Origin of the sequence: Micromonospora rifamycinica (genome assembly GCF_900090265.1) — a bacterium.
In the GTDB taxonomy this organism is placed as follows: domain Bacteria; phylum Actinomycetota; class Actinomycetes; order Mycobacteriales; family Micromonosporaceae; genus Micromonospora; species Micromonospora rifamycinica.
In genome coordinates this window covers 851202-877996 of sequence record NZ_LT607752.1, presented here as the reverse complement: position 1 = coordinate 877996, position 26795 = coordinate 851202, and the positions used below count along the sequence as shown (strand labels likewise).

The following is a 26795-nucleotide window of genomic DNA, read 5'->3' as shown; positions in this document are numbered from 1 at the left end:
CGGTGTCCGTTTGTGTCAGGGTCGCCGGGGGCGGGGTCGGCTGCGGTCGTGGCCCTGCCTGGGGGCGGTGCCGGTCCTGGTGGTGGTGTCGGGGCGGGTAGCCTTCGCCCCGTGATCGTGGTGAGGTGCCGGTGACGACGCTCGACCGGGACGAGACCCGTGCCCCGGTGGTGGTACGGGCGGCCAGTGCGGGGTTGCCGCTGCGGGTGGCGGTGCCGGTGGCGGTGGCCGCCGGGGTGGCGCTGCTGCTGGCGTTTCCGCCGTACGGGTGGTGGCCGTTGGCTCCGGTGGGGGTGGCCGGGTTGGCGGTGGCCACGCACCGGCGTCGGCTGCGGGCCGGCGCGGGGTTGGGGTTCCTGACCGGTGTGGCGTTGTTCGCGCCGTTGCTGGCGTGGACGAATCTGCACACCGGGCTGCTGCCGTGGGTGTTGCTGTCGTTGTTGCAGGCCGGCTATCTGGCGTTGCTGGGTGCGGCGACGGCGTGGGTGTCGCCGGTGGTGGACCGGTGGCGGTGGGCGTGGCCGCCGGTGACCGGGGTGTTGTGGGTGGCTCAGGAGGCGCTGCGGGACCGCACGCCGTTCGGGGGGTTCCCGTGGGGCCGGTTGGCGTTCAGCCAGGACGAGTCGCCGTTGCTGCGGTGGGCGTGGCTGGGTGGGGCGCCGCTGGTCACCGGGGTGGTGGCGGTGGCTGGGGGGTTGCTGGTGGTGGGGGGCTGGCGGCGGTGGTCGGCCCCGGAGGGGGTGTGGCGGCCGCTGGCCGGGGTGACCGCCGGGTTGTTGGTGCTGGTGGGGGTGGGGTTGGCGGTGCCCACGGGTGCCGGTGGGGGTGGCCGGTCGGTGCGGGTGGCGATCGTGCAGGGCAACGTGCCGCGGTTGGGGCTGGATTTCAACGCCCAGCGGCAGGCGGTGCTCAATAATCACGTCGACGCGACGGTGAAGTTGGCCGGGCAGGTCGCCGCGGGAGCGGTGCCGCGTCCGGACCTGGTGGTGTGGCCGGAGAACTCGTCGGACATCGACCCGTTGCGCAGTGCCGCGGCCGGGGCGCGGATCTCCGCGGCGGCGGACGCGATCGGTGCGCCGATCCTGGTCGGTGCGGTGCTGTCCGGTCCCGGCGCGGGTGAGGTCCGTAACGCGGGCATCCTGTGGCGGCCGGGTACGGGTCCGGACCTGACCCAGATGTACACCAAGCGGCATCCGGTGCCGTTCGCCGAGTACGTGCCGATGCGGTCCCTGGCCCGGATGGTGTCGTCGCAGGTCGACCGGGTGCGGGCCGATTTCGTGGCGGGGGTGGCCCCGGGGGTCGTCGATGCGGGCGCGGTGGTGCTCGGTGACGTGATCTGTTTCGAGGTGGCCTACGACGGGTTGGTGCGGGAGACCGTCGACGGTGGGGCGCAGTTGCTGGTGGTGCAGACGAACAACGCCACGTTCGACGTGGCGGAGGCCCGGCAGCAGTTGGCGATGGTGCGGTTGCGGGCGGTGGAGCACGGTCGTGCGGCGTTGATGGCCTCGACGGTCGGGGTGTCCGGGTTCGTGGCCCCGGACGGGCGGGTAAGCGACGCCACCGGGTTCAACACCCGGGCGGTGGTGGTGCGGCAGGTGACGCTCTCGCAGGGGCGGACCCCGGCCACCCGGGCCGGAGGGTGGCCGGAGTCGGCGCTGGTGGGCCTGGCGGTGGCGGCGTTGGCCGTCGCGGGGGTGCTGCGCCGGCGGCGGGAGGTCACCGTCGCCGGTTGAGCCGGCAGGACGGGGGTGGACCGTGGGCGGGGCAGTCGCGGGGCAGCCGGGGGTGGGTCGGGTGCTGGTGGTCATTCCCACCTACAACGAGGCCGACAACGTGGTCGACGTGGTGGCCCGGGTCCGTCGGGCGGCGCCGGCGGTGGACGTGCTGGTCGCCGACGACGACAGCCCGGACGGTACGGGGGTGCTGGCGGACGCGATGGCCGACACCGACGGGCAGGTGCACGTGCTGCACCGGTCCGGTAAGCAGGGGTTGGGGGCGGCGTACCTGGCCGGGTTCGGGTGGGCGCGGCAGCGCGGCTACGACGCGGTGGTGGAGATGGACGCCGACGGTTCGCACGCGCCGGAGGACCTGCCCGCCCTGTTGGAGGCGGCCCGGGACGCGGATGTGGTGATCGGGTCGCGGTGGGTGGGTGGGGCGCGGGTGGTGAACTGGCCGTGGCGGCGGCTGGTGTTGTCGCGGTGCGGGAACCTGTACGCGCGGGTGGCGTTGGGGGTGCCGGTGTCCGACGCGACGGGCGGGTTCCGGGTGTACCGGTTGTCGGCGCTGCGGGTGATGCGGCTGGAGTCGGTATGTTCGCAGGGGTATTCGTTCCAGGTGGAGTTGTCGCGGTTGGCGCACCGGGCGGGGGTGCGGATCGTGGAGGTGCCGATCACGTTCGCCGAGCGGGAGCGGGGGGCGAGCAAGATGAGCCCGTTGATCGTGGCGGAGGCGTTGTGGCGGATCACCACCTGGGGGTTGCGGGACCGGCGGCCGTCCCGTCGGCGTCGCGGTCACGACCGGTGGCCGTGAGGTGGGCCGTGGCATGCTGGAGGGGCGGTCCTGCCGCCCCGGCGTTGTCCGGCCGGTGGTGGTGCGCGGGCACCGCGTGACGCGGATGAGGTGAGATGCGCCGATACCTGAGGTTCGTGCCGTTGGTCCTGCTGCTGGCGGTGGTGGCGGAGTTGGCGGTGTTCGTCGGGGTGGGCCGGGCCGTCGGTTTCGGTGCGGCGGTGCTGCTGGTGTTCGCCGCGTCGCTGCTGGGTCTGGTGTTGCTGCGCCGGGAGGGGATGCGTGCCTGGCGGGGGTTCCGCACGTCGGTGGAGTCCCGGCAGCCGCCGGGCCGGCAGGTGACCGATGGTCTGGTCGGGTTGGCCGGGGCGTTGCTGCTGGCCGTTCCGGGTCTGCTCAGTGCTCTGGTGGGCGTGGTGCTGCTGGTGCCGCCGGTGCGGCGGCTGGTCCGGTCCGGGGTGCAGCGGGCCACCGAGCGGCGGGTGTCGTCGATGGTGGCCGGTGACCTGTTCGGCCCGCGGACGGTGCGGGTGCGCCAGGGTGAGCCGGCGGCGTCGCCGGTGGACGCTGACGACGTGGTGGTTCCGCCGGTGGTCGACGGCGGTCAGGCCATCGAGGGGGAGATCGTGGAGCCGCGCCGGCCCTGACATCCGGGCGGGCGGGTGACGACACGACGGCGCCCCCGGGAACACTCCCGGGGGCGCCGTCGTGTGCGTGGTCGGTCAGGCGCGGCCGCGGCGGGTGCGGACCTCCTGGAGCCGTTCGGCGAGGATGTCCTCCAGCTCGGCGATGGAGCGCCGCTCCAGCAGCATGTCCCAGTGGGTACGCGGCGGCTTGGCCTTCTTCTGCTCCGGCTCGGTGCCGTCGACGAGCCGGGCGACGCTGCCGTCGAACTTGCACTCCCAGGTCGTGGGGACCTCGGCGTCGACGGCGAAGGGGACCTCGAACTGGTGGCCCTTGGCGCAGAGGTACTCGCGGGTCTGGCGTGGCGCGAGCTCCGTGTTGCGGTCGGATTCGTAGCTGACCGCGCCCAGGCGGCTTCCGCGCAGCATACGCTCGCCCATGATCGACTTCCCCTCGTTCGTGGTGCTGGTCTACCGGTGTAACGGCCGGCTGCCGTCGGGGCATTCCCGCCCGACGGGGTGGGACGACCCCGGCAAGGGTAACCGGCCACCGCACCGTCCCGGCGGGGTCGTCTCCCCGGCCGGGTGTGCATCGGTGTGCACCGGAATGCTAGCCGCTGGGGCCGCCCCGCGGGCGGTGACGAGCGGTGCCACGCCGGGCGGGGCACCCGGCCGGTCCCGGCGGCGTGCGCCGGGCGGGGCACCCGGCCGGTCCCGGCGGCGATAGCATCCGCGGCATGGCCACCTCGGTGCATCCCGGCGCGTGCCCGCTGGACTGTCCGGACACCTGCGTCTGGCAGCTCACCGTCACCGACGGGCGGCCGGTGGGACTACGCGGCGACCCGGACCACCCGTTCACCCGGGGCGCGTTGTGCGGCAAGGTCAACCGCTACCTCGACGCGGTCACCGGCGCGGACCGGCTGACCACGCCGCTGGTGCGGGTCGGCCCCAAGGGGGTGGGGCCGGTGTCGTACCGGCCGGCGGGCTGGGACGAGGCGGTCCGTCGGGTCGCCGACGGGCTGCGGGCCAGCGTCCGCGTGCACGGCCCGGAGTCGGTCCTGCCGTTCTACTTCGCCGGCACCATGGGGTTGGTGCAGGGCTGGTCGATGGGTCCTCGGCTCTTCGCCCACCTGGGGGCGTCCCGGCTGCGGACCACCATCTGCACCGCCGCGTCCCGGGCCGCGCTGGGGTCGGTGTACGGCGGGTCCGTCGGTTTCGAACCGGAGTCGGTGGTCGAGGCCGACCTGATCGTCCTGTGGGGGGCCAACCTGCTCTCCACCAACCTGCATCACTGGCCGTTCGTGCGGGAGGCCCAGCAGCGTGGCGCGTACGTCGTCACCGTCGATCCGCTGCGCACCGACACCGCGGCCCGCAGCGACGAGCACGTCGCGCCGCTGCCCGGCACCGACGCCGCGCTCGCCCTGGGGCTGATGCGGCACGTGCGGGACCTCGGCGGCGTCGACCGGGAGTGGGTGACCGCGCACACCGTCGGCTGGGAGCGGATGTCGGCCCGCCTGGACGAGTGGCCGGTGGAACGCGCCGCCGCCGAGTGCGGCCTCGACGTCGACGTGGTGCGCCGCCTCGGCGCGCGGATCGCCACCAGCCGCCCCACCGCCATCCGGATCGGGCTCGGCCTGCAGCGGCACGCCGGGGCCGGGCAGGCGGTCCGGGCGATCGCGGCGATTCCGCTGCTCACCGGGGACTTCCGGTATCCCGGCGGTGGGGCGTTGGCCACCACCAGCGGGCATCACCGCATCGACGCCGACCGGGTCGCCCGGCCCGCCGGGATGCCCGCGCCACCGGCCCGGTCGATCAACATGAGCCGGCTCGCCGCCGCGCTCACCGGGGAGGCCGATCCGCCGGTGACCGCGCTGGTGGTCTTCGACACCAACCCGGTGGCCACCGTCCCCGACCAGAACCGGCTGCGCGCGGGGCTGACCCGCCCGGACCTGTTCACCGTGGTGCTGGAGCAGCGCTGGACCGACACCTGCGACTTCGCCGACGTGGTGCTGCCGGCCACCATGCAACCCGAGCACCTGGACCTGCACACCTCCTACGGCCACCACTACGCCACCCTGAACCGGCCGGTGCTCGAACCGCCGGGGCAGGCGCTGCCGAACACCGAGATCTTCCGCCGGATCGCCGCCGCCCTCGGGCTGGACCATCCCCGGTTGCGTGACAGCGACGAGGACCTGGCCCGGCAGTTGCTCGACGGCACCGGGATCGACTACGACGAGCTGTCCCGCCACACCTACCTGCGGGCCACCGGGGTGACCGCGGGTTCCGCGCCGTACGCGCGGGGAGGTTTCCCCAGCCACGACGGGCGGGCCCGGTTCCACGACCCGCGGTTGACCGCGCAGGGGGTGGATCCGCTGATCGGGTACACCCCACCGGTGGAGGTCGCGGACGCGGAGCTGGCCCGCCGGTTCCCGCTGGCGTTGATCTCCCCGGCCGGCCGGTTCTTCCTCAACTCGACGTTCGCGTCGCTGCCCTGGCACCTCGGCCGTACCGGCCCGCCCCGGATCCACCTGCATCCCGTGGACGCCGCCGCCCGGGGCCTGGCCGACGGCGACCCGGCCCGGGTGCACAACGACCGGGGCGAGTTCCTGGCGACCGTCGCCGTGGACGACGCCACCCGCCCCGGGCTGGCGTTCACCTACAAGGCGTACTGGGCGCGGCTGAGCCCCGGCGGCAGCACCGTCAACGCGGTCACCGCGGTGCGCGACACCGACCTGGGCGGCGGTCCCACCTTCCACGACACCCGGGTCGAGGTGCGGGCCGCCTCGGCGGACGCGGACCCGGCCCCGGGCGGGCCGTCGGGGTCGCCTCCTCAGCCGGGCTGAGGGGGGCCGCCGAGCCGCGCCAACGCGGTGGCCAGGTCACTGACCTGGTCGGCGAGCTGATCGGCCCGTCGTCGGGCGGCGTCGCGGTCGGCCTGGGCCGCCGGCAGCAGCCGGTCCAGTTCGGCCAGCCGGGCCCGGTCGGCGGCGGTCGCCCGGTGCGCCGCGCTGGCCTCGGCCTGTGCCTCGGCCAGCGCGGCGGTCAGCGTGTCCACCCGGGCCAGGGCGGCGGCCAGGTCCTCGGCGGCGCGGGCGGTCAGCGCGGCGCTCTCCTGCCGGGCGGCGTCGGCGTCGGCCCGCGCGGCGGCGGCGTCCCGCTGGGCGGTGTCGGCGGTCGCCTCGGCCCGCCGGGACTGCTGCTCGGCGCTGTCGGCCCGGGTGCGGGCCGCCGCGGCGTCGGCGCGGACCCGCTGAGCATCCTCCCGGGCGGCGGTGGCCTCGTCGACGGCCCGCTGCGCGTCGGCCTGCTGCCGGGCCGCGTCGGCGCGGGCGGCGTCGCGTTCGGCGGTCAGATCGGCGGCGTGTCGGCGTTGCGCGTCGAGTTCACCGCGGAGGGTCCGCAGCTCGTGGCGGGCGGCGTCACGGTCGCGTTCGGCCTGTACCCGCAGTGCCTGTGCGGCGGCGGCGTCGCGGCGGGCCGCCTCGGTGGCGGCCTCGGCCTGCGCGGCCCGCTGCTGCGCGTCGGCGGCCCGACTGTCGGCCTGGGCCGCGCGGGCCTGCGCCGCGTCGGCGGCGGCGGTCGCGGCCCGGGCCTCCTGCCGGGCGCGGGTGGTCTCGGCGGCGGCCGTCTCGGCGGCCTCACGGGCCTCGTCGCGGGCGGTGTGCGCCTGGGCGATCTGGGTGGCGGCGTCCGCGCGGACCTGGGCGAGCTGCCGTTCCACCCCGACCGGGGACAGCTCGGCGTGCAGCGCCTCGGTGAGGGTCTCCACCACCTGGTCGAGCCGGTCGACGGCCTCCCAGGTGCGGGCCACCTGGCCGGGGAGGCCGGGGGCGTTGCGGTGACGCATCCGCGAGTTGCGCGACGCCCGCTGGCAGGCGCCGTCGTTGTCCCGGCAGTAGCGGAACGGGCGTCCCGCGCCGGCGCGTTGCGGCACGTCACGTCCACAGTGCGCGCAGGGACGCAGGTCGGTGGGGGTGGGCTGCGGGTCCATCGACGGGCAAGTCTAGAGCCTGCCCGGGGGCGTCGACGGCCAGCCCACCCCGGCCGCCCACCCCCGCGGGGACGGGCTCCGCGACCGGTCGCCGCGGGGGTCGGTCCCGCCGCGCCGGCACCGCGACCGCTACCGTGGGCCGGTGACCGTCTCCCGGTACATCGCGACCCTGCGCGCCCACATCGGGCACGACCTGCTGATGCTGCCCGGGGTGACCGGGGTGGTGCACGACGACGCCGGCCGGGTGCTGCTGGCCCGCCGGGGCGACAACGGCCGCTGGTCGCTGCCCGCCGGGGTGGTCGACCCGGGTGAGCAACCCGCCGACGCCGTCGTCCGCGAGGTGTGGGAGGAGACCGGCGTACGGGTCGTCGTCGACCGGATCGCCGGCCTCGCCACCCACCCGGTGGTCTACCCCAACGGCGACGCCTGCGAGTACCTCAACGTCTGGTTCCGGTGCCGGCCGGTCGGCGGGCAGGCCCGCGCCGACGGCGACGAGTCCACCGAGGTGGCCTGGTTCGCCCCCGACGAGCTGCCCGAGCTCAACGAGTGGGCGCGGCTGCGCCTGGACACGGCCACGATGCCCGGTGACGTGGCGTGGTTCGCCCGGCCGGGCGAGCGGCATCCCGGCCTGTGCCGGCCTGACGCGTTGTGACCGGGCATCCGGACGGACGGCTGCCCCGCGGCCCGTCGCCGAGCGCCCGGCCGGCGGGCCAGCGCCGCCTGCCGGGCGGGGCCACCGCTCACCGGTGGGTCCGCACGGCCGGTGCGGCAGTGCTGTCCCGGATGGTCAACCGGGGCGGCAGCAGGGTCACCTCCGGCACCGGCTCGTCGTGCAGCTTGCGCATCAGCAGCGCCACGGCCTGCCGACCGATCTCCTCGGCGGGCACCGGCACCGAGGTGAGCCGGGGTGCGGCCTGCTCGGCGAACGGGTCGGGGCAGATCGCCACCACCGACATGTCCTGCGGGACCTGCCGGCCGAGGGTGGGCAGGGCCGCCAGCACCGGCCCGACGGCCGCCTCGTTCTGCACCACCAGCGCGGACAGGTCGGGATGCCGGTCGAGCAGGGCGGCCAGCTCCTGCCGGACCGACGCCGGCCCCTCCTCGAACGGCTGGGTGACCACGGTGACGCCGTGCCGGTCGGCGGCGGCGGACACCCCGGCGCGGGTGCGGTGGGCGAAACCGGTGCCCCGGTCGTAGACGGCGGCCGGGGCACCGAGCAGCGCCACCCGGCGGTGCCCCAGCCGGGCCAGGTGTTCCACGCACACCTGGCCGGCGCGGTGGAAGTCGAGGTCCACACAGGTCAGGCCGGTGGGGTCGGCGGGTACGCCGATCAGCACGCTGGGCCGGGTCAGGTCCCGCAGCAGCGGCACCCGGGAATCGTCCAGCTCGACGTCCATCACCAGCATCCCGTCGACCATCGCGCTGCCGGCGATGCGGCGCAGCCCGGACGGCCCCTCGTCGGAGGTGACCAGCAGGACGTCGTGGTCGAAGCGGCGGGCCGTGGTGACCACCGCGATGGCGAACTGCATCACCACCGGCACCTGCATGCCGGCGCGCAGCGGCAGCACCAGGGCGATGGTGTTGGCGCGTCGGCTGGCCAGCGCACGCGCCCCGGCGTTCGGGTGGTAGCCCAGTTCCCGGATGCTGGCCAGCACCCGGGTGCGGGTCACCTCGGAGATGGCCCGTTTGCCGCTGAGCACGTACGACACGGTGCTCACGGCGACCCCGGCGTGCCGGGCGACGTCGACGATGGTGACCTGGTCGGGCGACTTGCGGCGGCGCCCGGGCTCGCCGCTCACCGCGACCCGCCGGCGGCGTGCGCGGGCGCACACGGCTGCCCGGCGGGGTCGCCGGCGCGCACGGTGACCGCACCGACCGCGCGGATGTCCCGGGCGGAGCGGCCGACCAGCAGGGTGTGCGTGGCGTCCTCCACCACCGGGCCGCCGGTCTGCTCGTCCCACCAGGCCAGGTCGGCGGTCCGCAGCCGCAGGGTGACCGTCCGCCGTTGGCCGGGGGCCAGGGTGAGCCGGGCGAAGTCGCGCAACTGCCGCAGGGGCTGCTTGACCCGGGAGCGTCGCTGCCGGGTGTAGAGCTGCACGATCTCCGTACCCTCCCGGTCGCCGGTGTTGGTGACCTCGACGTGGATCTCCACCTCGTCGCCGACGGTCGCCGTCGGCGTGTCCACCCGGAGGTCAGCGTAGTCGAACCGGGCGTAGCTGAGGCCGTGGCCGAACGGGTACAGCGGCTCGCCGCGGTAGTACAGGTAGGTGCTGTCCGCCCCGATCACGTCGTAGTCGAGCAGGTCGGGCAGGTCGGCGGCGTCGGCGTACCAGGTCTGGGTGAGCCGGCCGGCGGGGTCGGCGTCGCCGAGCAGCACCTGCGCCAGGGCGGTGCCGTGTTCCTGGCCGCCGTGCGCCGACCACAGCACCGCCGGCAGGTGTTCCTGCGCCCAGCCGACCGCGTACGGGTAGCTGCTGGTGAGCACCAGCACGGTGCGCGGGTTCGCCGCGTGCACGGCGCGCAGCAGCCGGTCCTGTCCGGTCGGCAGGGCCAGGTCGACGCGGTCCTCGGTCTCCCGGCCGTTGACCATCGGGTGGTTGCCGAGGACGACGACCGCCACCTCGGCGGCGGCGGCCAGCGCGGCGGCCTCGGCCGCGCCGTCGGCGATCCGCTCGACGGTGAAGCCGGTGGCGGTGTCCGGGTCGGTGGCGTCGGCGCGGAGCCGTCCGTCGTCGTCGACCCGCACGTACGCGCCGGTGGCGAGGTGGTGCAGCAGGCTCGTGCCGTCGGGGCGGTGGTGGAACCGGAAGGTCTCCCGGACGATCCAGCCGCCCGGTCCGGGCCGGTCGTTGGCCAGCGCGCCGTCGTCGTCGGCGCCGACGTGCCGGCCGTTGGCGACCGCGCGCAGTGCCACCGTGTCGCGTCCCCAGTCGAACACGTCGAACCAGGTGCCGTCGCGGCCGTCGGCGGCGGTCAGCGGGCCGCCCTCGGTGGAGCGGGGGCAGCGCACGTACCGGTCGCCGACGCGCAACGCGATCCGGTCCGCCCCGCAGTGGTGGGTGACCGTCGGCAGCAGCCGGGCCAGCCCTTCCCGGACGGTGACCGCGTACGGCAGGGTGCCGCTGTACCAGTCGGCGTGGACGGTGTCGGCGAGCGGGCCGAGCACCGCGACCCGGGGTGGGGTGCCGGTCGGCAGGGGCAGCAGCCCGTCGTTGCGCAGCAGCACGATCGACTGGCGGGCGGCCTCGCGGGCCAGTTCCCGGTGGGCGGGGCTGTCGAGCACGTCGGGGGAGACCCCGGCGAACGGGTCCTGCCCGGGTGGGTCCAGGTCGCCCAGGCGGATCCGGACGGTGAGGATGCGTCGTACCGCCCGGTCCACGTCGGACTCGTCGATCAGGCCCCGGTCGAGGGCCTCGGTGAGCCGTCGGACGGTCTGCCCGCTGTCGGTGTCGTCCTCGGTGAAGTTGTCGATGCCGGCGCGCAGGGCGGCGGCGAAGCCGGTGACGTGGTCGGGCAGGTGCCGCTGTACGCCGGCGATGTTGGTGGCGGCTCCGGCGTCGCCGACGACCATCAGCTCGTCGGTGGTCCACCGGCGCAGTTCCTGCTCCAGCAGCGGGCTCAGGTGCGCCGGTACCCCGTTGACCAGGTTGTACGAGGCCATCACGGCGACCGCCGCGCCGGCGGCGAGCGGTGCGCGGAACGCCGGCAGCTCGTACTCGTGCAGCACCCGGGGTGGCAGGTCGCTGGAGGTGGTGGCCCGGTCGGTCTCGTTGTTGTAGCCGAGGAAGTGCTTGACCGTCGGTGCGGTCCGCAGCCGGTGGGGGTGCCCGCCGCGCAGCCCGGACGCGTAGGCGGTGGCGAGCCGGCCGGTCAGCCACGGATCCTCCGACCAGCCCTCCTCGTTGCGGCCCCACCGGGGGTCGCGCAGCGGGTTGACCACCGGCGCCCACACGTTGAGCCCGACGGCGGCCGGGTCGGCCTGGTGCTTGACCCGGACCTCGTCGCCGACGGCCGTGCCGACCGCCTGGATCAACGCGGGGTTCCAGCTGCTGGCCAGGCCGACGGCCTGTGGAAAGACGGTGGCCGGGCCGAGCCAGGCGACCCCGTGCAGCGCCTCGGTGCCGGTGCGGAACCCGGGTAGTCCCAGGCGGGGCACGGGGGCCTGCCACTGGTGCAGCAGGCCGATCTTCTCCGGCAGGGTGAGCCGGGCCAACAGGTCGTCGGCGTGTGCCTGGGGGGACGGTCCGGTGGGGTCGTTCATCTGCGGTTACCTTCCGGTGGGCTCGCGGTGAGGCGTCCGGCCGACCGGTCGAAGCGCTTCGACGGCCGTGGCGACGTGCGGCATCGCGCGGTGGGGATGGTGGCGGTCGTCGGCCCGGGTGCGGCGAAGCGCTTCGACGATCGCGGAAAACATGCCGCCCCGGTGCCCGAACGACGGGGCGGCGAGTCGAGGTTGGCACCTGCGCGGCGGCCGGTCAAGGGGTGACCGGCTCCCGGATCAGCCGGCGGGGAGTCGACCCGCCTCGATGGCGGCCAGCGCGGCGGTCGCGCCGCCGAGCGCGGTGGCGGCGGAGTCCAGCCGGGAGGCGTCGAGCCGGCAGTCACCGGCCTGCGGGGCGAGGGTCCGGGCGACCAGCTCCGCCCGCGCCGCCGGCAGCAGCCAGGGCGCCAGGGTGGCGAAGTGTCCCCCCACCACGATCGCCTCCGGGTTGAGCAGGTTGGCCAGCACCGCCGCCCCGTGCCCGAGGTGCCGGCCGATGTCGGCGAGCCCGGCCAGCACGAACGGGTCCTCCTGCCGGGCCGCGGCCACGATCCGGTCGAGCTCCGGCAGGTAGTCGGTGACCGGCCCGTCCCCGGTGGTGTCGGGGAGCAGCCGGGCGACCACGGCCGGCAGCGCGGTGAGGGCGGACAGGCAACCGCGCCGCCCGCACGGGCACGGTGGTCCGGCCGGGTCGAGGCAGAGGTGGCCGAGTTCGCCGGCGTGACCACGGTGGCCCCGCAGCAGCCGACCACCGGCGAGCACCCCGGCGCCGACGGAGACGCCGCCGGTCAGGTGGACCAGGTCGGTGGCGGCGGCGTAGCCGCCGTGCCGCTGCTCGGCCAGGACGGCGAGGTTGGCGTCGGTGTCGACGGTGACGGTGAAACCGGTCTCCCGCAGCACGGCCCGCAGCTCGGCGGCGAGCGGGACGTCCCGCCAGCCGAGGCCGCTGGCCAGCGGCACGCCGCCGGCGGTGTCGACCAGCCCGGGCACCCCGACGGTGAGGCCGAGCACCGCGCGGCCCTGCCCGGTGACCCGGCCGATCGCGCGGCGGGCCAGGGTGGCCAGGGCGCGGACGGTCTCGGCGGGGGCGGTGGTCGGGGCGGGGAACGCCCGACGCCAGGTGAGCAGCCGGTTGCCGGCGAGGTCCACGGCGACCACCACCAGGTCGTCCGCCCCGATCTGCAGACCCAGCGCGGCGTAGGGGGCGCCGTCGAGGACGAGCATGGTGGCCGGGCGGCCGACCCGGTTCTCGGTCAGCCCGGTCTCGCGGACCAGTCGCCGGTCGAGCAGCTCGGTGACCAGGCTGGAGACGGTGGCCTTGTTGAGGCCGGTGGTGGCGGCGATGTCGGCCCGTGAGCAGGGTGCGTGCAGGCGGACGTGGCGCAGGACCACGGCCCGGTTGGCCACCCGGACGTCGCCCAGGTCGGTCGGCTGCGGTTCGTTGTGGACGCTGATCACGATCTGCCCGCTCCCTGCGCCTGACGGTGGGTGGTGCCGTGCCGGTGCCTCGTCGCCGTCCGCCGCCACGGGCGGGTGCGTCGTGACGCCGGCGGTGGACCGGTACCCCGTCGGGAGGTCCGTTCGGCTGGAAACTCAACTAACTCTAGCGGCACGCCCGGGACCGGGACACCCGGCCGGGCGGCCGGCTCAGCCGCCGGGGAGCCGGTCCCCGGACGAGGTCGGGGCGACCGGTTCGCCGGGGGGCGGAAGCCGACCGCGGGGCGTCCCCGCCCGGTGGCCGCACCGGCGGGTCGGTCGGGTCGGCCACCGGGGTCGCGTCCGGGAGCAGCGGCGGGCGGTACGGCATCGGCGTCTCCTCGGGGCGTTCCGGCGACTCCGTCAGTTTCTTTGTTTTCCCAACGAACTGTCAACGATTCCGCTCGATCTGCTCACCCTGCTACCAATTGACATGGGTAAACCCGATACATAGTTTGACTAGTTACCAAACAAAGCGGGTGGGACGGTGGGTATGTGGAACGACGGACGGCTCTGCCACGGCGGTGACTACAACCCCGAGCAGTGGTCCGCGGCCACCTGGCGCGAGGACGTCGAGCTGATGCGCCGGGCCCGGGTCACCCTGGTCACCGTCGGTGTGTTCGCCTGGTCCCGGCTGGAACCCGCCCCCGGCCGCTACGACTTCGGCTGGCTCGACGAGGTGCTCGACCTGCTGCACGACGGGGGTGTCCGGGTCGCCCTGGCCACCCCCACCGCCTCGCCGCCGCCCTGGTTCTCGCTGGCCCACCCCGACGCGCTGCCGGTCACCGCCGAGGGCGTCCGGCTGCACCACGGCAGCCGCGACACCTACTGCGCCGCCGCCCCCGCCTACCGGGCCGCCGCCCGGGGCATCGCCGCCACCCTCGCCGCCCGCTACGCCCACCACCCGGCGGTGGCCCTGTGGCGCGTGCACAACGAGTACGGCACCAGCTGCCACTGCCCGCACACCGAGGCCGCCTTCCGCCGCTGGCTCATCGACCGGTACGGCGACCTGGACGCCCTCAACGCCGCCTGGGCCACCAGCTTCTGGAGCCAGCACTACACCGACTGGGCGTACGTGAGCACCCCCCGCGCCACCCAGTACCTCGGCAACCCCGGCCAGCTGCTGGACTTCCGGCGGTTCTGGTCGGACACCCTGCTCGCCGCGTACGTCGAACAACGCGACCTGCTCCGGACGGCCAACCCGGCGCTCCCGGTGACCACCAACTACGTGCTGGGCGACTGGGTGCCGGTCGACCACGCCCGCTGGGCGGCCGAGGTGGACCTGGTGGCCGTCGACCACTACCCGTCGGCCGTCGACGGCGGTGCCGAGGAACAGACCGCCCTCGCCGCCGACCTGGCCCGCGGCTGGGCCCGCCACGGCCGCCGGCAGGCCGACCCCGCCACCCGGCCCCCCGCCGACGGGCCGGCGACGTGGCTGTTGATGGAGAGCGCCGCCAGCCAGATCCACACCACCGGCCGGTCGCACACCAAGGAACCCGGCCGGATGGCCCGGCACAGCCTGTCGCACGTCGCCCGCGGCTCCCGGGGGGCGATGTTCTTCCAGTGGCGGGCGCCGGCCGGCGGCGCGGAACGGTTCCACTGCGCGCTGGTGCCGCACACCGGCCCCGACAGCCGGGTGTTCCGGGAGTCGGTCCACCTCGGCGCGGCCCTCGACCGGCTCGCCGAGGTGACCGCCGGGGAGGTGGTCGCCGAGATCGCGCTGGCCCGGGACGCCGCCAGCGACTGGGCGCTGCGCCACCCCGGCATGCCCTCGGACCAGCTCGACGGGCCCGCCGAGCTGGCCGCCGCCCACCGCGCGCTGTGGCGGGCCGGGTACGGCTGCGACGTGGTCGTCCCCGGTGACCCCCTCGACCGGTACCGGCTGCTCGTCCTGCCCGCCCTCTACCTGGCCGGCGACGACACCGTCGACTGGGTCCGCGGCTACGTCGAGGCGGGCGGGCACCTGCTGGTCAGCTACCTCAGCGGGATCGCCGACCCGTACGCCCGGGTGCACCTCGGCGGCTATCCCGGCGCGTACCGGGACCTGCTCGGCCTGCGGGTGGAGGAGTTCCACCCGCTCGCCGCCGACGAGCAGGTGCTGCTCTCCGGCGGCGGGACCGGCCGGATCTGGTCGGAGACCGTCCGGCTGCGCGGCGCCGAACCGGTATGCGGGTACGTCGGCGGGGTGCTCGACGGCCTGCCGGCGGTGACCCGGCACCGGGTGGGCGCCGGCACCGCCTGGTACCTGTCGACCCGGCCCGACGACGGCACCTACCGCCGCCTGGTCACCGAAGCGGCCCGGACGGCCGGCGTCCAGCCGGTCTGCCCGGACGCCCCGCCCGGGGTGGAGGCGGTCCGCCGCGCCCACCCGGGGGCCAGCTGGCTGTTCCTGCTCAACCACACCGACCGGCCGCAGCGGGTCCGCGCCGCCGGGGTGGACCTGCTGACCGGCGTCCCCACCGCCGGGGAGGTCGCCCTGCCCGCCGGTGGGGTGGCGGTGATCCGCGAGGAGTCCCGGTGACCCGCCGGTCGATCGGCACCCGCACCGGGGTGGCCCCCGTCACAGCCGGTCCGCCGATGACCGGCCGGGCCGTCCCGGCCTAGCCTTGCCCCGGTGGGGACGAGGAACACCGCGCCGCAGCGGGCACTGCCGCTCTGGCCGCTGTACGTGATGTTCGCGGGGATGCCGCTGTGGTGGCTGCTCGGCGGCCTCTACCTGGGCTGGACGCTGTTCGGGATGCTGCTGGCGGTGGTCCTGCTCAGCCACGGCCGGGTGGCGTGGCCCCCCGGCTCGGCGCTGTGGTTCGTGCTCGTCGCGCTGATCCTGGTCAGCGCCACCCGCCTGGAGAAGGCCAGCGGCCTGCTCGTCTACGGCCTACGGCTCGGCTTCGTGCTGACCGCCCTGGTGGTCTACCTGTACGTCTACACCGCCGCCCGGCAGGGGGCGCGCTGGGACCGGCTGTTCCAGCCGGTGCTGTTCTTCTGGCTGGCGATGGTCGCGCTCGGTTGGGTCGGCGTGCTGGCCCCCCGGTTGGCGTTGACCACCCCGGTGGAGGTGCTGCTGCCCGACGGGCTGGCCGGGCAACGGATGATCCGGGCGGTCACCCACGTGCACTCCACCGAGTTCAACCCCACCGGCCGCAACCCGTACTACCGCACGGCGGCCCCGTACCCGTACACCAACAACTGGGGGACGGGGTTCGCGCTGCTCGTGCCGTGCGTGCTGGCGTACCTGTCGACGGTGCGGACCGGCCCGCTGCGCAGGGTGCTGGTGGTGTCCCTGCCGCTGGCCCTGGTGCCGGCGTTCCTCACCCTCAACCGGGGGATGTTCATCGGCCTGGGCGTGGGGCTGGTCTACCTGGGGCTGCGGGCGCTGCTGCGCGGCGACGTCCGGCTGATCGGTACGATCGCCGCCGGCGTGGCGGTGGCCTGGGTGATCACCCTGGTCGTGCCGGTCGGCGACATGATCATGAATCGGGTGGAGAACACCGACTCGACCCGGGACCGCGCCGACCTCTACCGGCAGACCCTCGACGCGGTCCTGCGCTCGCCGCTGCTCGGCTACGGCGCCCCGCGCAGCGCCGACACCACCACCGGCGCGGAACCGCTCGGCACCCAGGGGCAGGTCTGGCTGACCATGTACAGCCACGGAATCCCCGCCCTGCTGGTCCTGTTGGCCCTGCTGGTGGTGCTGGTCCGCAGCACGGCGGTCGCGGTGTCCGCCGCCGGCCGCTGGTTGAGCGTGGTGCCGGTGGTCGCCCTCGCCCTGGCCCCGTTCTACGGGTTCACCGACATGAACCTGTCGGTGATGTTCTTCGCGATCGGGCTGGCGGTGGCCGCCGTGGACGGCCCGGTGAACCGGAAGCTGCCGGCGGCGGTGCCCCGACCGTCACCGGTCTGACCGGTTCAGCCGGTGGCCACGGCGGCCCGGGAGCGGTCCGCCGCGATCCGCACCGCCATGGCGGCGAGCACGCTGCCGGTCACCCAGCGCTGGACCCGCGCCCAGCCCGGTCGGCGGACCAGGAACGCCGAGACCGAGCCGGCGGTCAGCACGATCAGCGCGTTCACCGTCAGCGCGACGGTGATCTGGGTGGCCCCGAGCAGCAGGCTCTGCACCGCCACGTCACCCCGGGCCGGGTCGACGAACTGCGGCAGCAGCGACACGTACAGGATGGCGATCTTGGGGTTGAGCAGGTTGGTGAGCAGCCCCATGGCGAACAGCCGCCGGGGCCGGTCCACCGGCAGCGCCTGCGGCGTGAACGCGGAGCTCCCACCCGGCCGCAGCGTGCGCCAGGCCAACCAGAGCAGGTACGCCGCGCCGGCCAGCTTCACCGCCGTGTACAGCGGCGGCACCAGCACGAACACCGTGGCGATACCGGCGACGGCGGCGGCCAGGTAGACCCCGAACCCGGCGGCCACCCCGAGCAGGGAGACCAACCCGGCCCGGCGGCCCTGCGCCACCGACCGGGAGACCAGATAGACCATGTTCGGCCCGGGTGTGAGCACCAGACCGAGCGCCACCAGGGCGATTCCCACCACCGCACCGACCGAGACCATCGACACCCCCGCTGCGTCGTCCCCTGCCCGGCACCCTACGCCGCGCGCCCGGATCCGGCGGCCCCCACCCGGGCCCCGCCGCCCGGTGGCCGTCCGGCCCGCGGGGGTTCCGGCCGGACGGGGGCACCGGCCACACTGCACAGATGTCGGTGACCCTGCGGACCGCCCCCACCCTGGCCGCCCCCGGACTGGTCCTGCGCTGCTGGCGCGACGACGACGTCGACGCGTTGGTCGAGGCGCACCGGGATCCGGAGCTGCGGGCACGGACCCGTCACCCGCTGACCGGCCCGGCGCAGGCCCGCCGCTGGGTGGCCGCCAACCGGCAGGGCTGGGCGGCGGGCCGCCGGTTCAGCTTCGCCGTCTGCGAACCGGCCGCCGACGGCGAGCGGTTGGTCGCCTGCGTGCTGCTCAAGGACGTGACGCCGGGGCGGGCCGACGCCGAGGTCGGTTACTGGACGGCGGGGCCGGCGCGCGGCCGGGGGGTGGCGACCCGGGCGGTGGACGCGGTGAGCCGCTGGGCGTTCACCCGGTTCGCCGCGGCCGGGCTGGCCCGCCTGGAACTGCTGCACCAGGTGGACAACCCGGCGTCCTGCCGGGTGGCGGAGAAGTCGGGGTACCCCTTCGTCGAGGTGCTGCCCGCCCGCCCACCGTTTCCCCGCGACGGGCACCGCCACGTCCGGCACCGTGCCTGAGCCGCCCGCCCGGCGGCCGGGAATGCCCCGCGCCCCGCTGTCGCTGCACCGGTGACGGACAGGGCGGCTACGGTGGGACAGGGGAGGTGTCCGGGGTGGTGGACGGGTGGCAGGCGGCGGTCGAGGCGCAGATCCGTGGGGCGCAGGAGCGGGGCGAGTTCGACAACCTGCCCGGCATGGGCAAGCCGATCCCCGGCCGTGACCTCCCCTACGACGAGTCCTGGTGGATCAAGAGTTTCCTGGAGCGGGAGGCGCTCCCCTCCGACCTGCTGCTGCCCACCCCGCTCCAGCTGCGCCGCCGGGTCGAGCAGGTCCCCGACGAGGTGCGTGACCTGCCCACCGAGGCGTCGGTGCGGGAGTTCGTCGGCCTGCTCAACCAGGAGATCGTCGCCTGGCTGCGGTACCCCTCCGGCCCCCGGGTGGTGGTCCGGCCGGTCGACACCGAGGCGGTGCTGCGCCAGTGGCGGGCACACCGGGCCGCCCGGCAGGCGGTCGTCGCGGCGGCGGCGCCACCCCCGATCCGTCGTCCCCCGCGGCAGTGGCGCTGGCCGTGGCGTCGGCGGGCCTGACGACCGGCCGCGCGGTCACCCGGCCGGGTCGGTCGGCAGCGGCCCGCGGACATGCGGCGGTCAGCGCACCGCGGTTCAGTCGGCGGCGATGGCCTCGATCACCGACCGGACGGGCGTCGCCGGCCGACCGAGCAGGGTCTCCAGGGTCGGGTCGGTGACGGCGAACTCGCCCCGTCGTGCCGCCCGGTACATGCCGAGGGTGAAGTCGGCCGCCGCCTCGGGCATGCCGCGTGCCACGGCGGTCGACCGCCACTCGTCGTCGGCGACGACGACCCGGGAGACCGTCCGCCCGGTGTGGTCGGTGAGGACGCCGGCCACCGCTTCCAGGTCGAGCAGGTGCGGGGCGGTCAGCGGCGGGGTGATCCCGTCGAGCGCCCCCTCCCTGGTCAGGGCGACGGCGGCGACCTCGGCCAGGTCGGCGTGGGCGGTCCAGGACACCGGACCGTCGGCCGGGGCCACCAGCCGGCCGGTCCGCACGGCGTCGCCGATCGCGAACTGGAGGGCGCTGGCGTAGAAGCCGTTGCGCAGGGCGGTGAAGGCGGTGCCGAGGGTGGCCAGGTACTCCTCGGTCGCGGCGTGGGTGAGCTGGGCCGGGAAGAGCGAGTCCCGGGCGGCGGCCTGGTGGCTGGTGTACAGGATCCGTCGGGCGCCCGCCACGCGGGCGGCGTCGGCGGCGGCGCGGTTCGCGTCGACCGCGCCGCCGCCGCGGATGGCGGCGGACACGATCAGCACCTGGTCGGCTCCGGCGAAGGCGTGCGCCAGGGTGGCCGGTTCGGTGAAGTCGCCGCGGCGGACCCGCACCCCCCGGTCGGCCAGGTGGGCGGCCCGGTCGACGTCGCGCACGCTCACCGCCACGGCCTCGGCGGGAACCCGGGTGAGCAGCTGGTCGACGATCCGGGAGCCGAGCTGGCCGGTGGCGCCGGTGATGACGAACACGGTGGTGACCCCTTCGATGATTCCATCGTTACGTCACCGACGTTAGCACTGATATTCCATCGCTAACAGGGTGCTGTTACCCTTGGTTCATGGCCGTGGCACCGCAGACCCCAGCCCGTGACGACGTCCGGTCCGAGATCGTCCGGGCGGCCACCCGGCTGCTCCGCGAGCAGGGCGCGCAGGCGGTGACGACCCGGGCCGTCGCCCAGGCGGCCGGCGTCCAGGCCCCCACCATCTACCGGCTGTTCGGCGACAAGAACGGCCTCGTGGACGCCGTGGCCGAGGCCGTGCTGGCCGCCTACGTGGCCACCAAGGCGGACACCACACCGGGTGACCCGCTGGCCGACCTGCGCTCCGGGTGGCACCGGCACGTGGAGTTCGGCCTGGCCAATCCCGAGCTGTTCCGGCTGCTCGGCACGCGTGGGCCGGACGACCCCTCGCCGGCGACCGTCGCGGGCATCGACGTGCTGCGCTCCCGGGTACGCCGGCTCGCCGCCGCCGGCCTGCTCCGGGTCGACGAGCAGCGGGCCACCACGATGATCCACGCCGCCGGCACCGGCGTCATCCTCGCCCTGCTGGAGACACCCGCCCCGCAGCGCGACCCCGGCCTGGCCGAGGCCATGCTCGACGCGGTGCTCGGCGGCATCCTCGCCAGTGCCCCGGCGACACCCGACCCGGGCGTGGCAGCAGCCGCGGTGACCTTCGCCGCGACGGCACCGGACCTCCCCGGACTCACCGACGCCGAACGCGCGCTGCTGACCGAGTGGATCCACCGCGCGTTGACCCTGCTGCGCCACCCGCACGGCTGACGACCACCGGCCCGGGCGCGGCACCCCGCTACCCGCCGCGTACGGACCTCGCCGTGCCGGGGGTCTGACGCAGCGGATCGACGGACCGTGGGCCACGCGGCCGGGCCATCCGTCGGTTCCCGGGCAGGGCTTGCGGCGTAGCGCGCTCGACGCTCTACCGTCGGGGCCATGACCGCGGCGAACGAGACGAAGACATGGATCATCACGGGCGCGAGTTCGGGGCTCGGCCTGGCGCTGGCCGAGGCGGCACTCGCGGCCGGCGAGCAGGTGGCCGGGACGGCGCGACGGGTCGACCGGTTCGACGAACTCGGCGCCCGGTACGGGAGCCGCCTCCTCGCCGTCGCGCACGACGTCGGCGACACGGCGGGGGCGGCGGCGGCGGCGGCGGTGCAGCGGGCGCTGGAGGCGTTCGGGCACGTCGACGTGCTGGTCAACAATGCCGGCGGGGGACAGGTCGGGGTGGCCGAGGAGATCACGGATACCGCGCTGCGGGCCATGCTCGACCAGCACCTGTTCGGTCCGGCCGCCTACGTGCGTGCCGTACTGGCCCGCCCGTAGCTTCCAGACCAAAAACAACGGTAAGCAGTTGATCTAAAGCGCGTACCTGGGGTGCGCTGCCAAGGGAGCGGGTTGCAGGGAAAACTTTTCGCCGTTTCCTGCGATCCCGATAGGTGGGATGCGAGATCAGCGGCGGCGGATGACCGCCGCGGACGTCCCGACCCCATCACGCTGACGGCCTACTGCGCCTGCCCGAACCCGCTGGCTGACGTCGCCTGAGCTGGTCCAACAGCGGCGCCGCAGGGGCGGCCCGGTCGTACAGTGCGGGGGTGACTATCGCCTACGACTGGGGCGTGGACCAGCCCCCGGATCCGGCCGCTGAGGACGCGGGCGAGGCGGCTGGGCTCGGCCCGGAGCAGCTGCCGGAGGTGCGGGAGCTGATCGCGCGGGGCTGGCAGTTGGCCCCCGACGCGCCGCTGTACGCGTTCCTGCCGGCGGTGTGGCCGCGCGAGCTGCGCACCTGGGTGCCGGACCGCGCCACCCGCTACGACACGTGGTACGAGCAGGACCCGAAGACGTACGCCGTTCTGCGCACGGAGACCCGCGAGGCCGGTCCGGCGATGATGGCGGAGATCGACGACGACCATGACTGGACCTTGGCCAGGGTCGGTATCAGCGGGCGTCCGCGGGGGCGTCTCTGGCTGCTCAAGCCGCCGCCCGGGTACGACAGCGTGGACGCCGTCCTCGACCAGGTGTGGCGCCGCGCGCAGCAGCAGGGCATTGAGCTGACGCTGAGCGAGCCGTTCGTGCAGTTGACCGGGCGCACCGTGCGCAGCGAGGCTCCGCCGCCCTGACTCACGCCGTGTACCCTGCGGCAGGAGGCGTCATCTTGCTGGGTTGATGCCGCCGGCATCACGCAGAGCCGGGTGGCGCTTTCGCGGCCACCCGGCTCTTGATTGGTGCTGGTTCAGGCCCAGGGGACCTGGTAGTAGCGGCAGCCGGGGCTGACGGTGCACTGGTTCCAGCGGCCGGTGTGGATGGTCGGGGCGTAGAACAGCTGCGAGTAGCCGGAGGCGAAGAACGAGCCGTAGTTGTCGTCGTGGTACTTGCCACTGCCGGCGGTGAGCTGGCTGTTGTAGTAGTAGCCGGTGGTGCTGGGCTTGTCGCTGCGCCAGCTGCCGGAGCTGACGTTGGCGAAGTAGAACGGGTTCTGCCCGCAGTAGCCGTCCGGGCCGGTGACGTTGGTCCGGCAGTTGTTGGTGAACTCCTGCGGCTGCATCTGCGGGCCGTAGTCCCAGATCAGCGTGTTGCGCCAGCGCGGCCTGGTGCCCTCGAACGCCTGACGGACGATGAAGTCGAACGCGCCGATCACTCCGGCGGCGTTGCCGTACGCGGCGTTGCCCTTGACCTCGGCGATGTAGTTGCCGCCCACAGTGCGCCCGCACACCGAGCCGGACTCGCACCAGCTGTCGTAGTCGTCGGCGGCGATGCCCACCCGGTCGGCGACCGACGCGGTCTGCTGGAAGTCGTCGGCCACGATCGTGGTGGTCGGCGTGCCGTTCGCGGCGGCGGTGGTCAACTCCCCACCCATGCACGTCCAGGAAGAGGGACGCTGCGTCTTCGCGTGCGCCACGCAGGCCTGCAACCCGGTCCCGGCCGGGCCGGTCAGGCCCTTCCACGACGGCGCGGCCGACGCCGCGCCGGGCAGGACCGCCGCGATCGACACGACCGTTAGCCCGGCGGCGAGTAGTGCTCTGGTGATCCTCATGAGACCTCCCCTAAGGCTCCTCGGTTACAACCAGGCATCGCACCGTAACCATCGGCGACGATCGACAACAAGGATCGATAGCGCCAGATCCTGCAACTTTCACCAGCAGTGCCCGAGCGGGTCGTCGCGCTGACATATGCCGATCCGTCCGTCACCCCGGCACCTACCCGGACCAGGTGTTTCACTTCTGCCTTAAACAGGTCGTCGTCGCTGCGTCGCCTGCCCCGGGCTGCGACCAGGCCCGGCCTGCCGGGTCACGCACCACGGACAAACCACTAGTAGTGCTTTGTTAGGTTGGTACCAGTTGGCGGCAGAGTGGGCAGAATCCGAGCCAGGTCGCGAGGTGGTGTTGCAGCTCGCGGAGGACGGCGTAGAGGCTCAGGTGAGTTCCCCCCGCTTTGATGGAGCGGTGGTTACCTGCTGCCGGCCGGCGCAGGGGTGGTGATAGGTGGTTCGGCTGGTTCCGTCTGGCTGTGCCAGGCAGCCTCGTATTCGTGCGGGCTGAGGTAGCTCAGTTCCTTCTGGATGCGGCGGTTGTTGTACCAGCCGTCGATGTAGGCGAAGATCGCGTTCTCGGCCTCGTCGCGGGTCCGCCACGAGGTGCGGTAGACGAGTTCGATCTTCAACGTTGACCAGAAGTTCTCCATCAGGGCGTTGTCGTAGCTGTCGCCGACGGAGCCCATCGAGGGCAGGATCCCGTTGTCCTGTAAGCGTTCGGCGAAGCGGAACGACGTATAGTTCGACCCGCGGTCGCTGTGGTGGATCAACTGGCCGTCGCGGACATCCCGGGACCAGATGCCATATTCGAGGGCGGCGAGGATCAGGTCGGTGTCGCATCGGTCGGAGGTCTTCCACCCGACGATCCGGCGGGAGAACGCATCCCGGACGGCAGCCAACCAGAACACGCCTTCGCCGCAGGGGATGCGGGTGGCGTCGGCGACCCAGAGCCGGTTCGGCCCGGTCGCGGTGAACTGCCGGTTGACCAGGTCCGGCGCCGGCGTGTGCCGTGGATCCTGCTTCGTGGACCCGCCGCGCCAGCCCCAACGCAGGAACGCACCCTGCCATCCCTGGCCGGTCATCAGCCGCTCGACGCGTTTGCGGCCCACGCCGATGCCGTCGCGACGCAACTGCCGATGCACCCGGTCCGCGCCGTAGGTGCGCCCGGACGTCTCCCAGATCTCGTGGATGTTGGAGATCAGCCCCAGGTCGACCACGTCCCGGTCGCAGGGCTGCTCGGCCTGCTTGACCCACGCGTAGTAGGTCGAAGCGCCGATGTTCAGGACCCGTAGCAGGAGCGCGACCGCGAACTGGTCACGGTGTTCATCAATGAACCTCATGACCGTCGCCGGGTCGGGTCGAGCTCCGCCGCGAAATACGCGCTCGCGGCCTTCAGGATCTCGTTCGCCCGCCGCAGCTCGGTGACCTCGCGGCGCAGCCGGCGGTTCTCCTCCGCCATCTCGCTGGTCGGCCGGTCGTGACGCTCGTCGGCGTCGGCCTCGGCTTGGCGGATCCAGTTCCGCAGCGCCTCGTGATGAACGCCGAGCTGCTCGGCCAGACGCCGGATGACGGGCTTCGGGTCCGACTCGCGGTACAGGCGCACAGCGCGCTGACGTAGCTCGTCGGGGTACTTCTTCGGTGCAGCCACGGACGACTTCCTCCCCCACGGCCATCAGACCATGGTCAAGAAGCTACATGAAAGCGGGGGTGGCTCAGTTCTTAGCGTTGTTTTTGGTCTGGAAACTACGGGCGGGCCGTACTGCCCCACCTGCGGCAGCGTCGCTCGGGGGCGATCGTGCAGATGAGCAGCCAGGGTGGGCGGATGTCGTTCCCCGCCGTCGGCAGCTACTCGGCCGGCAAGTTCGCCCTGGAGGGCTGGTCGGAGGCGCTCGCGGGCGAGGTCGCGCCGTTCGGCGTCCGGGTCCTCATCGTCGAGCCGAGCCGCCTCCGTACCGCGTTCAACGCCGCCGGTGTGCTCCGCACGGCGCAGCGCAGTGCCGACTACGACGCGTCCACCGGTGCCGTACGCGCGAACATGGCCGAGGCCGACGGCGTCCAGGAGGGCGACCTGGCTCGCGCCGCCCGGGTGATCCGCGACGTGCTCGACGCCCCTGACGCGCCGCTGCGGCTCCCGCTCGGCGCCGAGGCGGTGCGCAACCTCACCCGGGTCTACCGTCGCGCCCTCGACGACGTCGAAAAGTGGGCGTCGGTGAGCGAGTCGGCGGACTTCCCGGGCATGCCGCCGGCGGTCCGAGCGTTCTGACCGTCGGACGGCCGCCGCCCCGGCCGGGGCGGCGGCCGTCCGACGGTCTACACCCGACGAGAGTCAGGGCCGTAGGTGGGGGCCGAACGGGGAATCCCACTATCCGAATTACGGTATTTCCATTACCGGTAATCCGCTAATTGGAGCGGGCATAAGGTGCACAACACCCACACACCATAATGACAGTTATGTTGTGCCTGCCCGCACAGGCCGTCCGGCCGACCACCTGGCCGATCTCCGCTCCAGCTGACATCGGCCTGCGCACGCCGGACCACAGGCCTGACAGCCGGATCTGGTAGGAAGATCGACGTCAGTGGAGCCGGAAGCCGACGCGCTCCCCGTCGTCGAGGAGCTGAGAATGGGGCTGTCGGTTGAGGACAGGCTGGCGATCCACGAACTCGTGGCGTTGCACGGTCACCTGATGGACGGCGGCGAGTTCGGGCGCATGGACGAGCTGTTCTGCGCGGACGTCGTCTACGACGTATCCGCGTTCGGCCGAGGCGAGCTGCGCGGGCATGAGGCGATCAGCGAGGCCAGCCTGGCGCTGGGTGACGCGAACCCGGTCGGTCACCACGTCACGAACGTCTGCGTGAGCGAGGACCCGGACGGCACGGTGCGGGTGCGCTCCAAGGCGATCGGCATCTACGCCGACGGTCGCGCGGGCAGCGTGGTCTACGAGGACGTCGTCCGCAGAGAGGCCACCGGGTGGCGTATCGCGTACCGCAGGGTGGTTCCCCGCCGTACGCCGCTGCGCCCCTGAGCCGGCGGCCGGCCTCCCTGCCCGACGTTCCGTCGGCGCCGGGGTCGCCGGTGGTCAGGACGGCTGGACCTCGTCGAAGAGGGCGACCGCCGCGGCGGGATCCGGGCTCACCAGGCGTTGCAGGCCGGCCGTCGTCAGCTCCGCCCACCGGCCGGCCCGGGCCCACATCCGCTTCTCGAAGCCCCGGACGGCCCGGTCCAGGTCGTCCGGGTCGGCGACGATCGCCTCCGCGAGTTCGGCGCCGTCCAGCATCGCGAGGTTCGCGCCCGCCCCCAGCGGCGGCATCAGGTGGGCGGCGTCGCCCAGCAGCGTCACCCCGGACACGTGGGTCCAGGTGTGGGAGACCGGCAGGGTGTAGTGGGGCCGGGGGACGAAGGCGGTCCCGTGGCGCAGCAGGTCGAGCACGGGAGGTGCCCAGCCCTCGAACAGTGCCAGCAGACCCGTCCGGACGGCCTCGACGTCGGTCATGTCCCACCCGGCGTACCGGTCCAGGGGTGCGCGGAACGTGGCGTACACCTTGACGTGGCCGCCGCTGTTGCGCTGGGCGGTCAGGGACCGGTTCACCCCGTACGCGGACACTGACCCGTCGCCGACCAGCCGGGCGAGGTCGGGGTGGCGGGTGTCCACGTCGTCCAGGGACGTCTCTACCGAGGTGACGCCGGTGTACCGGGGGGTCACCGCCGAGACCGCCGGGCGGACCCGGGACCGCGCCCCGTCCGCGCCCACCACCAGGTCGAAGGCCTCCCGCCGCCCGTCGGCGAAGTGCACCAGGGCGCCGTCCCCGGTTCCCGGCACCACCCGCGTCACCTCCCGCCCCCACCGGACGTCGAGGTCGCCGAGCAGCAGGTCGCGTAGCTGCCCCCGGTCGATCTCGGGGTTGGCCCGCTCGTCCGGCGCGGGCCGCCAGTCGCGCAGCACCGTCCCGGCCGGGTCCAGGATCCGCATGGCCTGCCCCTCGGGGCGGGACAGCGCCTCGAAGCCGGCCCGCAGTCCCGCCTTGTCCAGTGCCCGTTGGCCCAGCTCTTCGTGCAGGTCGAGGGTGCCACCCGGGGGCCGGGCGTCGGGTGCGCGGTGCGTTCGAGGACGG

25 protein-coding genes are annotated in these 26795 nt (G+C 74.2%); 14 read left to right on the top strand and 11 right to left on the bottom strand.

The features are described 5' to 3' along the window. The first annotated feature begins 131 nt into the window (after nt 1-131). The 3 genes from lnt (at nt 132) to GA0070623_RS03740 (ending at nt 3155) form a co-directional block, all read left to right on the top strand. On the top strand, nt 132-1733 hold the full coding sequence (lnt, locus tag GA0070623_RS03750) for an apolipoprotein N-acyltransferase (protein WP_067315033.1): 1602 nt from the start codon (nt 132-134) through the stop codon (nt 1731-1733). A 22-nt stretch (nt 1734-1755) separates the two neighbouring features. Further along, entirely contained in the window at nt 1756-2529 is a 774-nt protein-coding gene (locus tag GA0070623_RS03745) for a polyprenol monophosphomannose synthase (protein ID WP_067315024.1), read from the top strand. 95 nt (nt 2530-2624) lie between these two features. Continuing rightward, entirely contained in the window at nt 2625-3155 is a 531-nt protein-coding gene (locus tag GA0070623_RS03740) for an FxsA family protein (RefSeq protein WP_067315026.1), read from the top strand. A gap of 75 nt (nt 3156-3230) precedes the next feature. Here GA0070623_RS03740 and GA0070623_RS03735 read toward each other — a convergent pair whose 3' ends face one another. Continuing rightward, nucleotides 3231-3572, bottom strand: a complete 342-nt coding sequence (locus GA0070623_RS03735; RefSeq protein ID WP_007070998.1) for an RNA polymerase-binding protein RbpA — start codon at nt 3570-3572, stop codon at nt 3231-3233. Nucleotides 3573-3868: 296 nt separating this feature from the next. On the opposite strand from GA0070623_RS03735, the gene GA0070623_RS03730 reads away from it, so the two are divergent. Beyond that, on the top strand, nt 3869-5974 hold the full coding sequence (locus GA0070623_RS03730; RefSeq protein WP_067315028.1) for a molybdopterin-containing oxidoreductase family protein: 2106 nt from the start codon (nt 3869-3871) through the stop codon (nt 5972-5974). On the opposite strand, the gene GA0070623_RS03725 is transcribed toward GA0070623_RS03730, so the two are convergent. Further along, the gene (locus tag GA0070623_RS03725) at nt 5962-7122 is read right to left on the bottom strand and encodes a hypothetical protein (RefSeq protein ID WP_089003896.1); all 1161 of its coding nucleotides are present in this window, start codon (nt 7120-7122) and stop codon (nt 5962-5964) included. The two genes, GA0070623_RS03730 and GA0070623_RS03725, sit on opposite strands and share 13 nt — an antisense overlap. Before the next feature lie 142 nt (nt 7123-7264). Here GA0070623_RS03725 and GA0070623_RS03720 point away from each other — a divergent pair, with 142 nt between their 5' ends. Then, nucleotides 7265-7774: an NUDIX hydrolase gene (locus GA0070623_RS03720; protein WP_067308755.1), complete on the top strand. Its 510-nt coding sequence runs from the start codon at nt 7265-7267 to the stop codon at nt 7772-7774. Nucleotides 7775-7862: 88 nt separating this feature from the next. Here the strand turns inward: GA0070623_RS03720 and GA0070623_RS03715 are convergent, their stop codons facing one another. The 3 genes from GA0070623_RS03715 to GA0070623_RS03705 form a co-directional block, all read right to left on the bottom strand. Next, entirely contained in the window at nt 7863-8921 is a 1059-nt protein-coding gene (locus tag GA0070623_RS03715) for a LacI family DNA-binding transcriptional regulator (RefSeq protein ID WP_067308772.1), read from the bottom strand. After that, nucleotides 8918-11383 carry a beta-glucosidase family protein gene (locus GA0070623_RS03710; RefSeq protein WP_067308752.1) on the bottom strand — a complete coding sequence of 822 codons (2466 nt, stop codon included), beginning with the start codon at nt 11381-11383 and terminating at the stop codon, nt 8918-8920. The genes GA0070623_RS03715 and GA0070623_RS03710 overlap by 4 nt, the downstream gene beginning before the upstream one ends. A 237-nt stretch (nt 11384-11620) precedes the next feature. Then, nucleotides 11621-12841: an ROK family transcriptional regulator gene (locus GA0070623_RS03705; RefSeq protein WP_067308749.1), complete on the bottom strand. Its 1221-nt coding sequence runs from the start codon at nt 12839-12841 to the stop codon at nt 11621-11623. 511 nt (nt 12842-13352) lie between these two features. On the opposite strand from GA0070623_RS03705, the gene GA0070623_RS03695 reads away from it, so the two are divergent. Next, nucleotides 13353-15380 carry a beta-galactosidase gene (locus GA0070623_RS03695; RefSeq protein WP_067308743.1) on the top strand — a complete coding sequence of 676 codons (2028 nt, stop codon included), beginning with the start codon at nt 13353-13355 and terminating at the stop codon, nt 15378-15380. Between the two features lie 93 nt (nt 15381-15473). Next, nucleotides 15474-16760 (top strand): O-antigen ligase family protein, encoded by a 1287-nt coding sequence (locus GA0070623_RS03690; protein WP_231932646.1) that lies wholly within the window; start codon nt 15474-15476, stop codon nt 16758-16760. Between the two features lie 5 nt (nt 16761-16765). On the opposite strand, the gene GA0070623_RS03685 is transcribed toward GA0070623_RS03690, so the two are convergent. Beyond that, the gene (locus tag GA0070623_RS03685) at nt 16766-17416 is read right to left on the bottom strand and encodes a LysE family translocator (RefSeq protein ID WP_067308768.1); all 651 of its coding nucleotides are present in this window, start codon (nt 17414-17416) and stop codon (nt 16766-16768) included. A gap of 143 nt (nt 17417-17559) precedes the next feature. Between GA0070623_RS03685 and GA0070623_RS03680 the strand changes: the two genes are divergently transcribed. Continuing rightward, on the top strand, nt 17560-18108 hold the full coding sequence (locus tag GA0070623_RS03680) for a GNAT family N-acetyltransferase (RefSeq protein WP_067308740.1): 549 nt from the start codon (nt 17560-17562) through the stop codon (nt 18106-18108). Between the two features lie 95 nt (nt 18109-18203). Then, nucleotides 18204-18677, top strand: coding sequence for a DnaJ family domain-containing protein (locus GA0070623_RS03675; RefSeq protein ID WP_067308765.1), 474 nt, complete (start codon nt 18204-18206; stop codon nt 18675-18677). Nucleotides 18678-18752: 75 nt separating this feature from the next. Here the strand turns inward: GA0070623_RS03675 and GA0070623_RS03670 are convergent, their stop codons facing one another. Then, nucleotides 18753-19613 carry an NAD(P)H-binding protein gene (locus GA0070623_RS03670; protein WP_067308737.1) on the bottom strand — a complete coding sequence of 287 codons (861 nt, stop codon included), beginning with the start codon at nt 19611-19613 and terminating at the stop codon, nt 18753-18755. Between the two features lie 89 nt (nt 19614-19702). Here GA0070623_RS03670 and GA0070623_RS03665 point away from each other — a divergent pair, with 89 nt between their 5' ends. From GA0070623_RS03665 to GA0070623_RS03655, 3 genes are all read left to right on the top strand, one after another. Further along, entirely contained in the window at nt 19703-20422 is a 720-nt protein-coding gene (locus GA0070623_RS03665) for a TetR/AcrR family transcriptional regulator (protein WP_067308734.1), read from the top strand. A 168-nt stretch (nt 20423-20590) separates the two neighbouring features. Beyond that, a complete protein-coding gene (locus GA0070623_RS03660) occupies nt 20591-20980 on the top strand; it encodes an SDR family NAD(P)-dependent oxidoreductase (protein ID WP_084261317.1) in 390 nt (129 codons plus the stop codon). A gap of 269 nt (nt 20981-21249) precedes the next feature. Continuing rightward, entirely contained in the window at nt 21250-21774 is a 525-nt protein-coding gene (locus GA0070623_RS03655; RefSeq protein WP_067308730.1) for a DUF5956 family protein, read from the top strand. 113 nt (nt 21775-21887) lie between these two features. On the opposite strand, the gene GA0070623_RS03650 is transcribed toward GA0070623_RS03655, so the two are convergent. The 3 genes from GA0070623_RS03650 to GA0070623_RS03640 all read right to left on the bottom strand — a co-directional run bounded on the left by GA0070623_RS03650 (nt 21888) and on the right by GA0070623_RS03640 (nt 24333). Then, nucleotides 21888-22688: a hypothetical protein gene (locus GA0070623_RS03650; protein WP_157517542.1), complete on the bottom strand. Its 801-nt coding sequence runs from the start codon at nt 22686-22688 to the stop codon at nt 21888-21890. A 413-nt stretch (nt 22689-23101) separates the two neighbouring features. Continuing rightward, a complete protein-coding gene (locus GA0070623_RS03645) occupies nt 23102-24025 on the bottom strand; it encodes an IS3 family transposase (RefSeq protein WP_067308723.1) in 924 nt (307 codons plus the stop codon). Beyond that, nucleotides 24022-24333, bottom strand: coding sequence for a transposase (locus GA0070623_RS03640; protein ID WP_067308719.1), 312 nt, complete (start codon nt 24331-24333; stop codon nt 24022-24024). Before GA0070623_RS03640 ends, GA0070623_RS03645 begins: the two co-directional genes overlap by 4 nt. Nucleotides 24334-24486: 153 nt before the next feature. On the opposite strand from GA0070623_RS03640, the gene GA0070623_RS03635 reads away from it, so the two are divergent. Both GA0070623_RS03635 and GA0070623_RS03630 read left to right on the top strand, forming a co-directional pair. Beyond that, nucleotides 24487-24948, top strand: coding sequence for an SDR family NAD(P)-dependent oxidoreductase (locus tag GA0070623_RS03635; protein ID WP_231932645.1), 462 nt, complete (start codon nt 24487-24489; stop codon nt 24946-24948). A gap of 358 nt (nt 24949-25306) precedes the next feature. Beyond that, the gene (locus GA0070623_RS03630; protein ID WP_067308762.1) at nt 25307-25708 is read left to right on the top strand and encodes a nuclear transport factor 2 family protein; all 402 of its coding nucleotides are present in this window, start codon (nt 25307-25309) and stop codon (nt 25706-25708) included. 54 nt (nt 25709-25762) lie between these two features. On the opposite strand, the gene GA0070623_RS03625 is transcribed toward GA0070623_RS03630, so the two are convergent. Then, entirely contained in the window at nt 25763-26653 is an 891-nt protein-coding gene (locus GA0070623_RS03625) for an FAD-dependent oxidoreductase (protein ID WP_231932644.1), read from the bottom strand. Nucleotides 26654-26795 lie beyond the last annotated feature (142 nt).

What these genes read in the sequence shown, in the direction of transcription:
- GA0070623_RS03740 (WP_067315026.1), top strand. Translation starts at nt 2,625, where the DNA reads ATGCGCCGATACCTGAGGTTCGTGCCGTTGGTCCTGCTGCTGGCGGTG.
- GA0070623_RS03735 (WP_007070998.1), bottom strand. Translation starts at nt 3,572, where the DNA reads ATGGGCGAGCGTATGCTGCGCGGAAGCCGCCTGGGCGCGGTCAGCTAC.
- GA0070623_RS03730 (WP_067315028.1), top strand. Translation starts at nt 3,869, where the DNA reads ATGGCCACCTCGGTGCATCCCGGCGCGTGCCCGCTGGACTGTCCGGAC.
- GA0070623_RS03725 (WP_089003896.1), bottom strand. Translation starts at nt 7,122, where the DNA reads ATGGACCCGCAGCCCACCCCCACCGACCTGCGTCCCTGCGCGCACTGT.
- GA0070623_RS03710 (WP_067308752.1), bottom strand. Translation starts at nt 11,383, where the DNA reads ATGAACGACCCCACCGGACCGTCCCCCCAGGCACACGCCGACGACCTG.
- GA0070623_RS03695 (WP_067308743.1), top strand. Translation starts at nt 13,353, where the DNA reads ATGTGGAACGACGGACGGCTCTGCCACGGCGGTGACTACAACCCCGAG.
- GA0070623_RS03685 (WP_067308768.1), bottom strand. Translation starts at nt 17,416, where the DNA reads ATGGTCTCGGTCGGTGCGGTGGTGGGAATCGCCCTGGTGGCGCTCGGT.
- GA0070623_RS03680 (WP_067308740.1), top strand. Translation starts at nt 17,560, where the DNA reads ATGTCGGTGACCCTGCGGACCGCCCCCACCCTGGCCGCCCCCGGACTG.
- GA0070623_RS03665 (WP_067308734.1), top strand. Translation starts at nt 19,703, where the DNA reads ATGGCCGTGGCACCGCAGACCCCAGCCCGTGACGACGTCCGGTCCGAG.
- GA0070623_RS03660 (WP_084261317.1), top strand. Translation starts at nt 20,591, where the DNA reads ATGACCGCGGCGAACGAGACGAAGACATGGATCATCACGGGCGCGAGT.
- GA0070623_RS03650 (WP_157517542.1), bottom strand. Translation starts at nt 22,688, where the DNA reads ATGAGGATCACCAGAGCACTACTCGCCGCCGGGCTAACGGTCGTGTCG.
- GA0070623_RS03645 (WP_067308723.1), bottom strand. Translation starts at nt 24,025, where the DNA reads ATGAGGTTCATTGATGAACACCGTGACCAGTTCGCGGTCGCGCTCCTG.
- GA0070623_RS03635 (WP_231932645.1), top strand. Translation starts at nt 24,487, where the DNA reads ATGAGCAGCCAGGGTGGGCGGATGTCGTTCCCCGCCGTCGGCAGCTAC.
- GA0070623_RS03630 (WP_067308762.1), top strand. Translation starts at nt 25,307, where the DNA reads ATGGGGCTGTCGGTTGAGGACAGGCTGGCGATCCACGAACTCGTGGCG.
- GA0070623_RS03625 (WP_231932644.1), bottom strand. Translation starts at nt 26,653, where the DNA reads ATGCGGATCCTGGACCCGGCCGGGACGGTGCTGCGCGACTGGCGGCCC.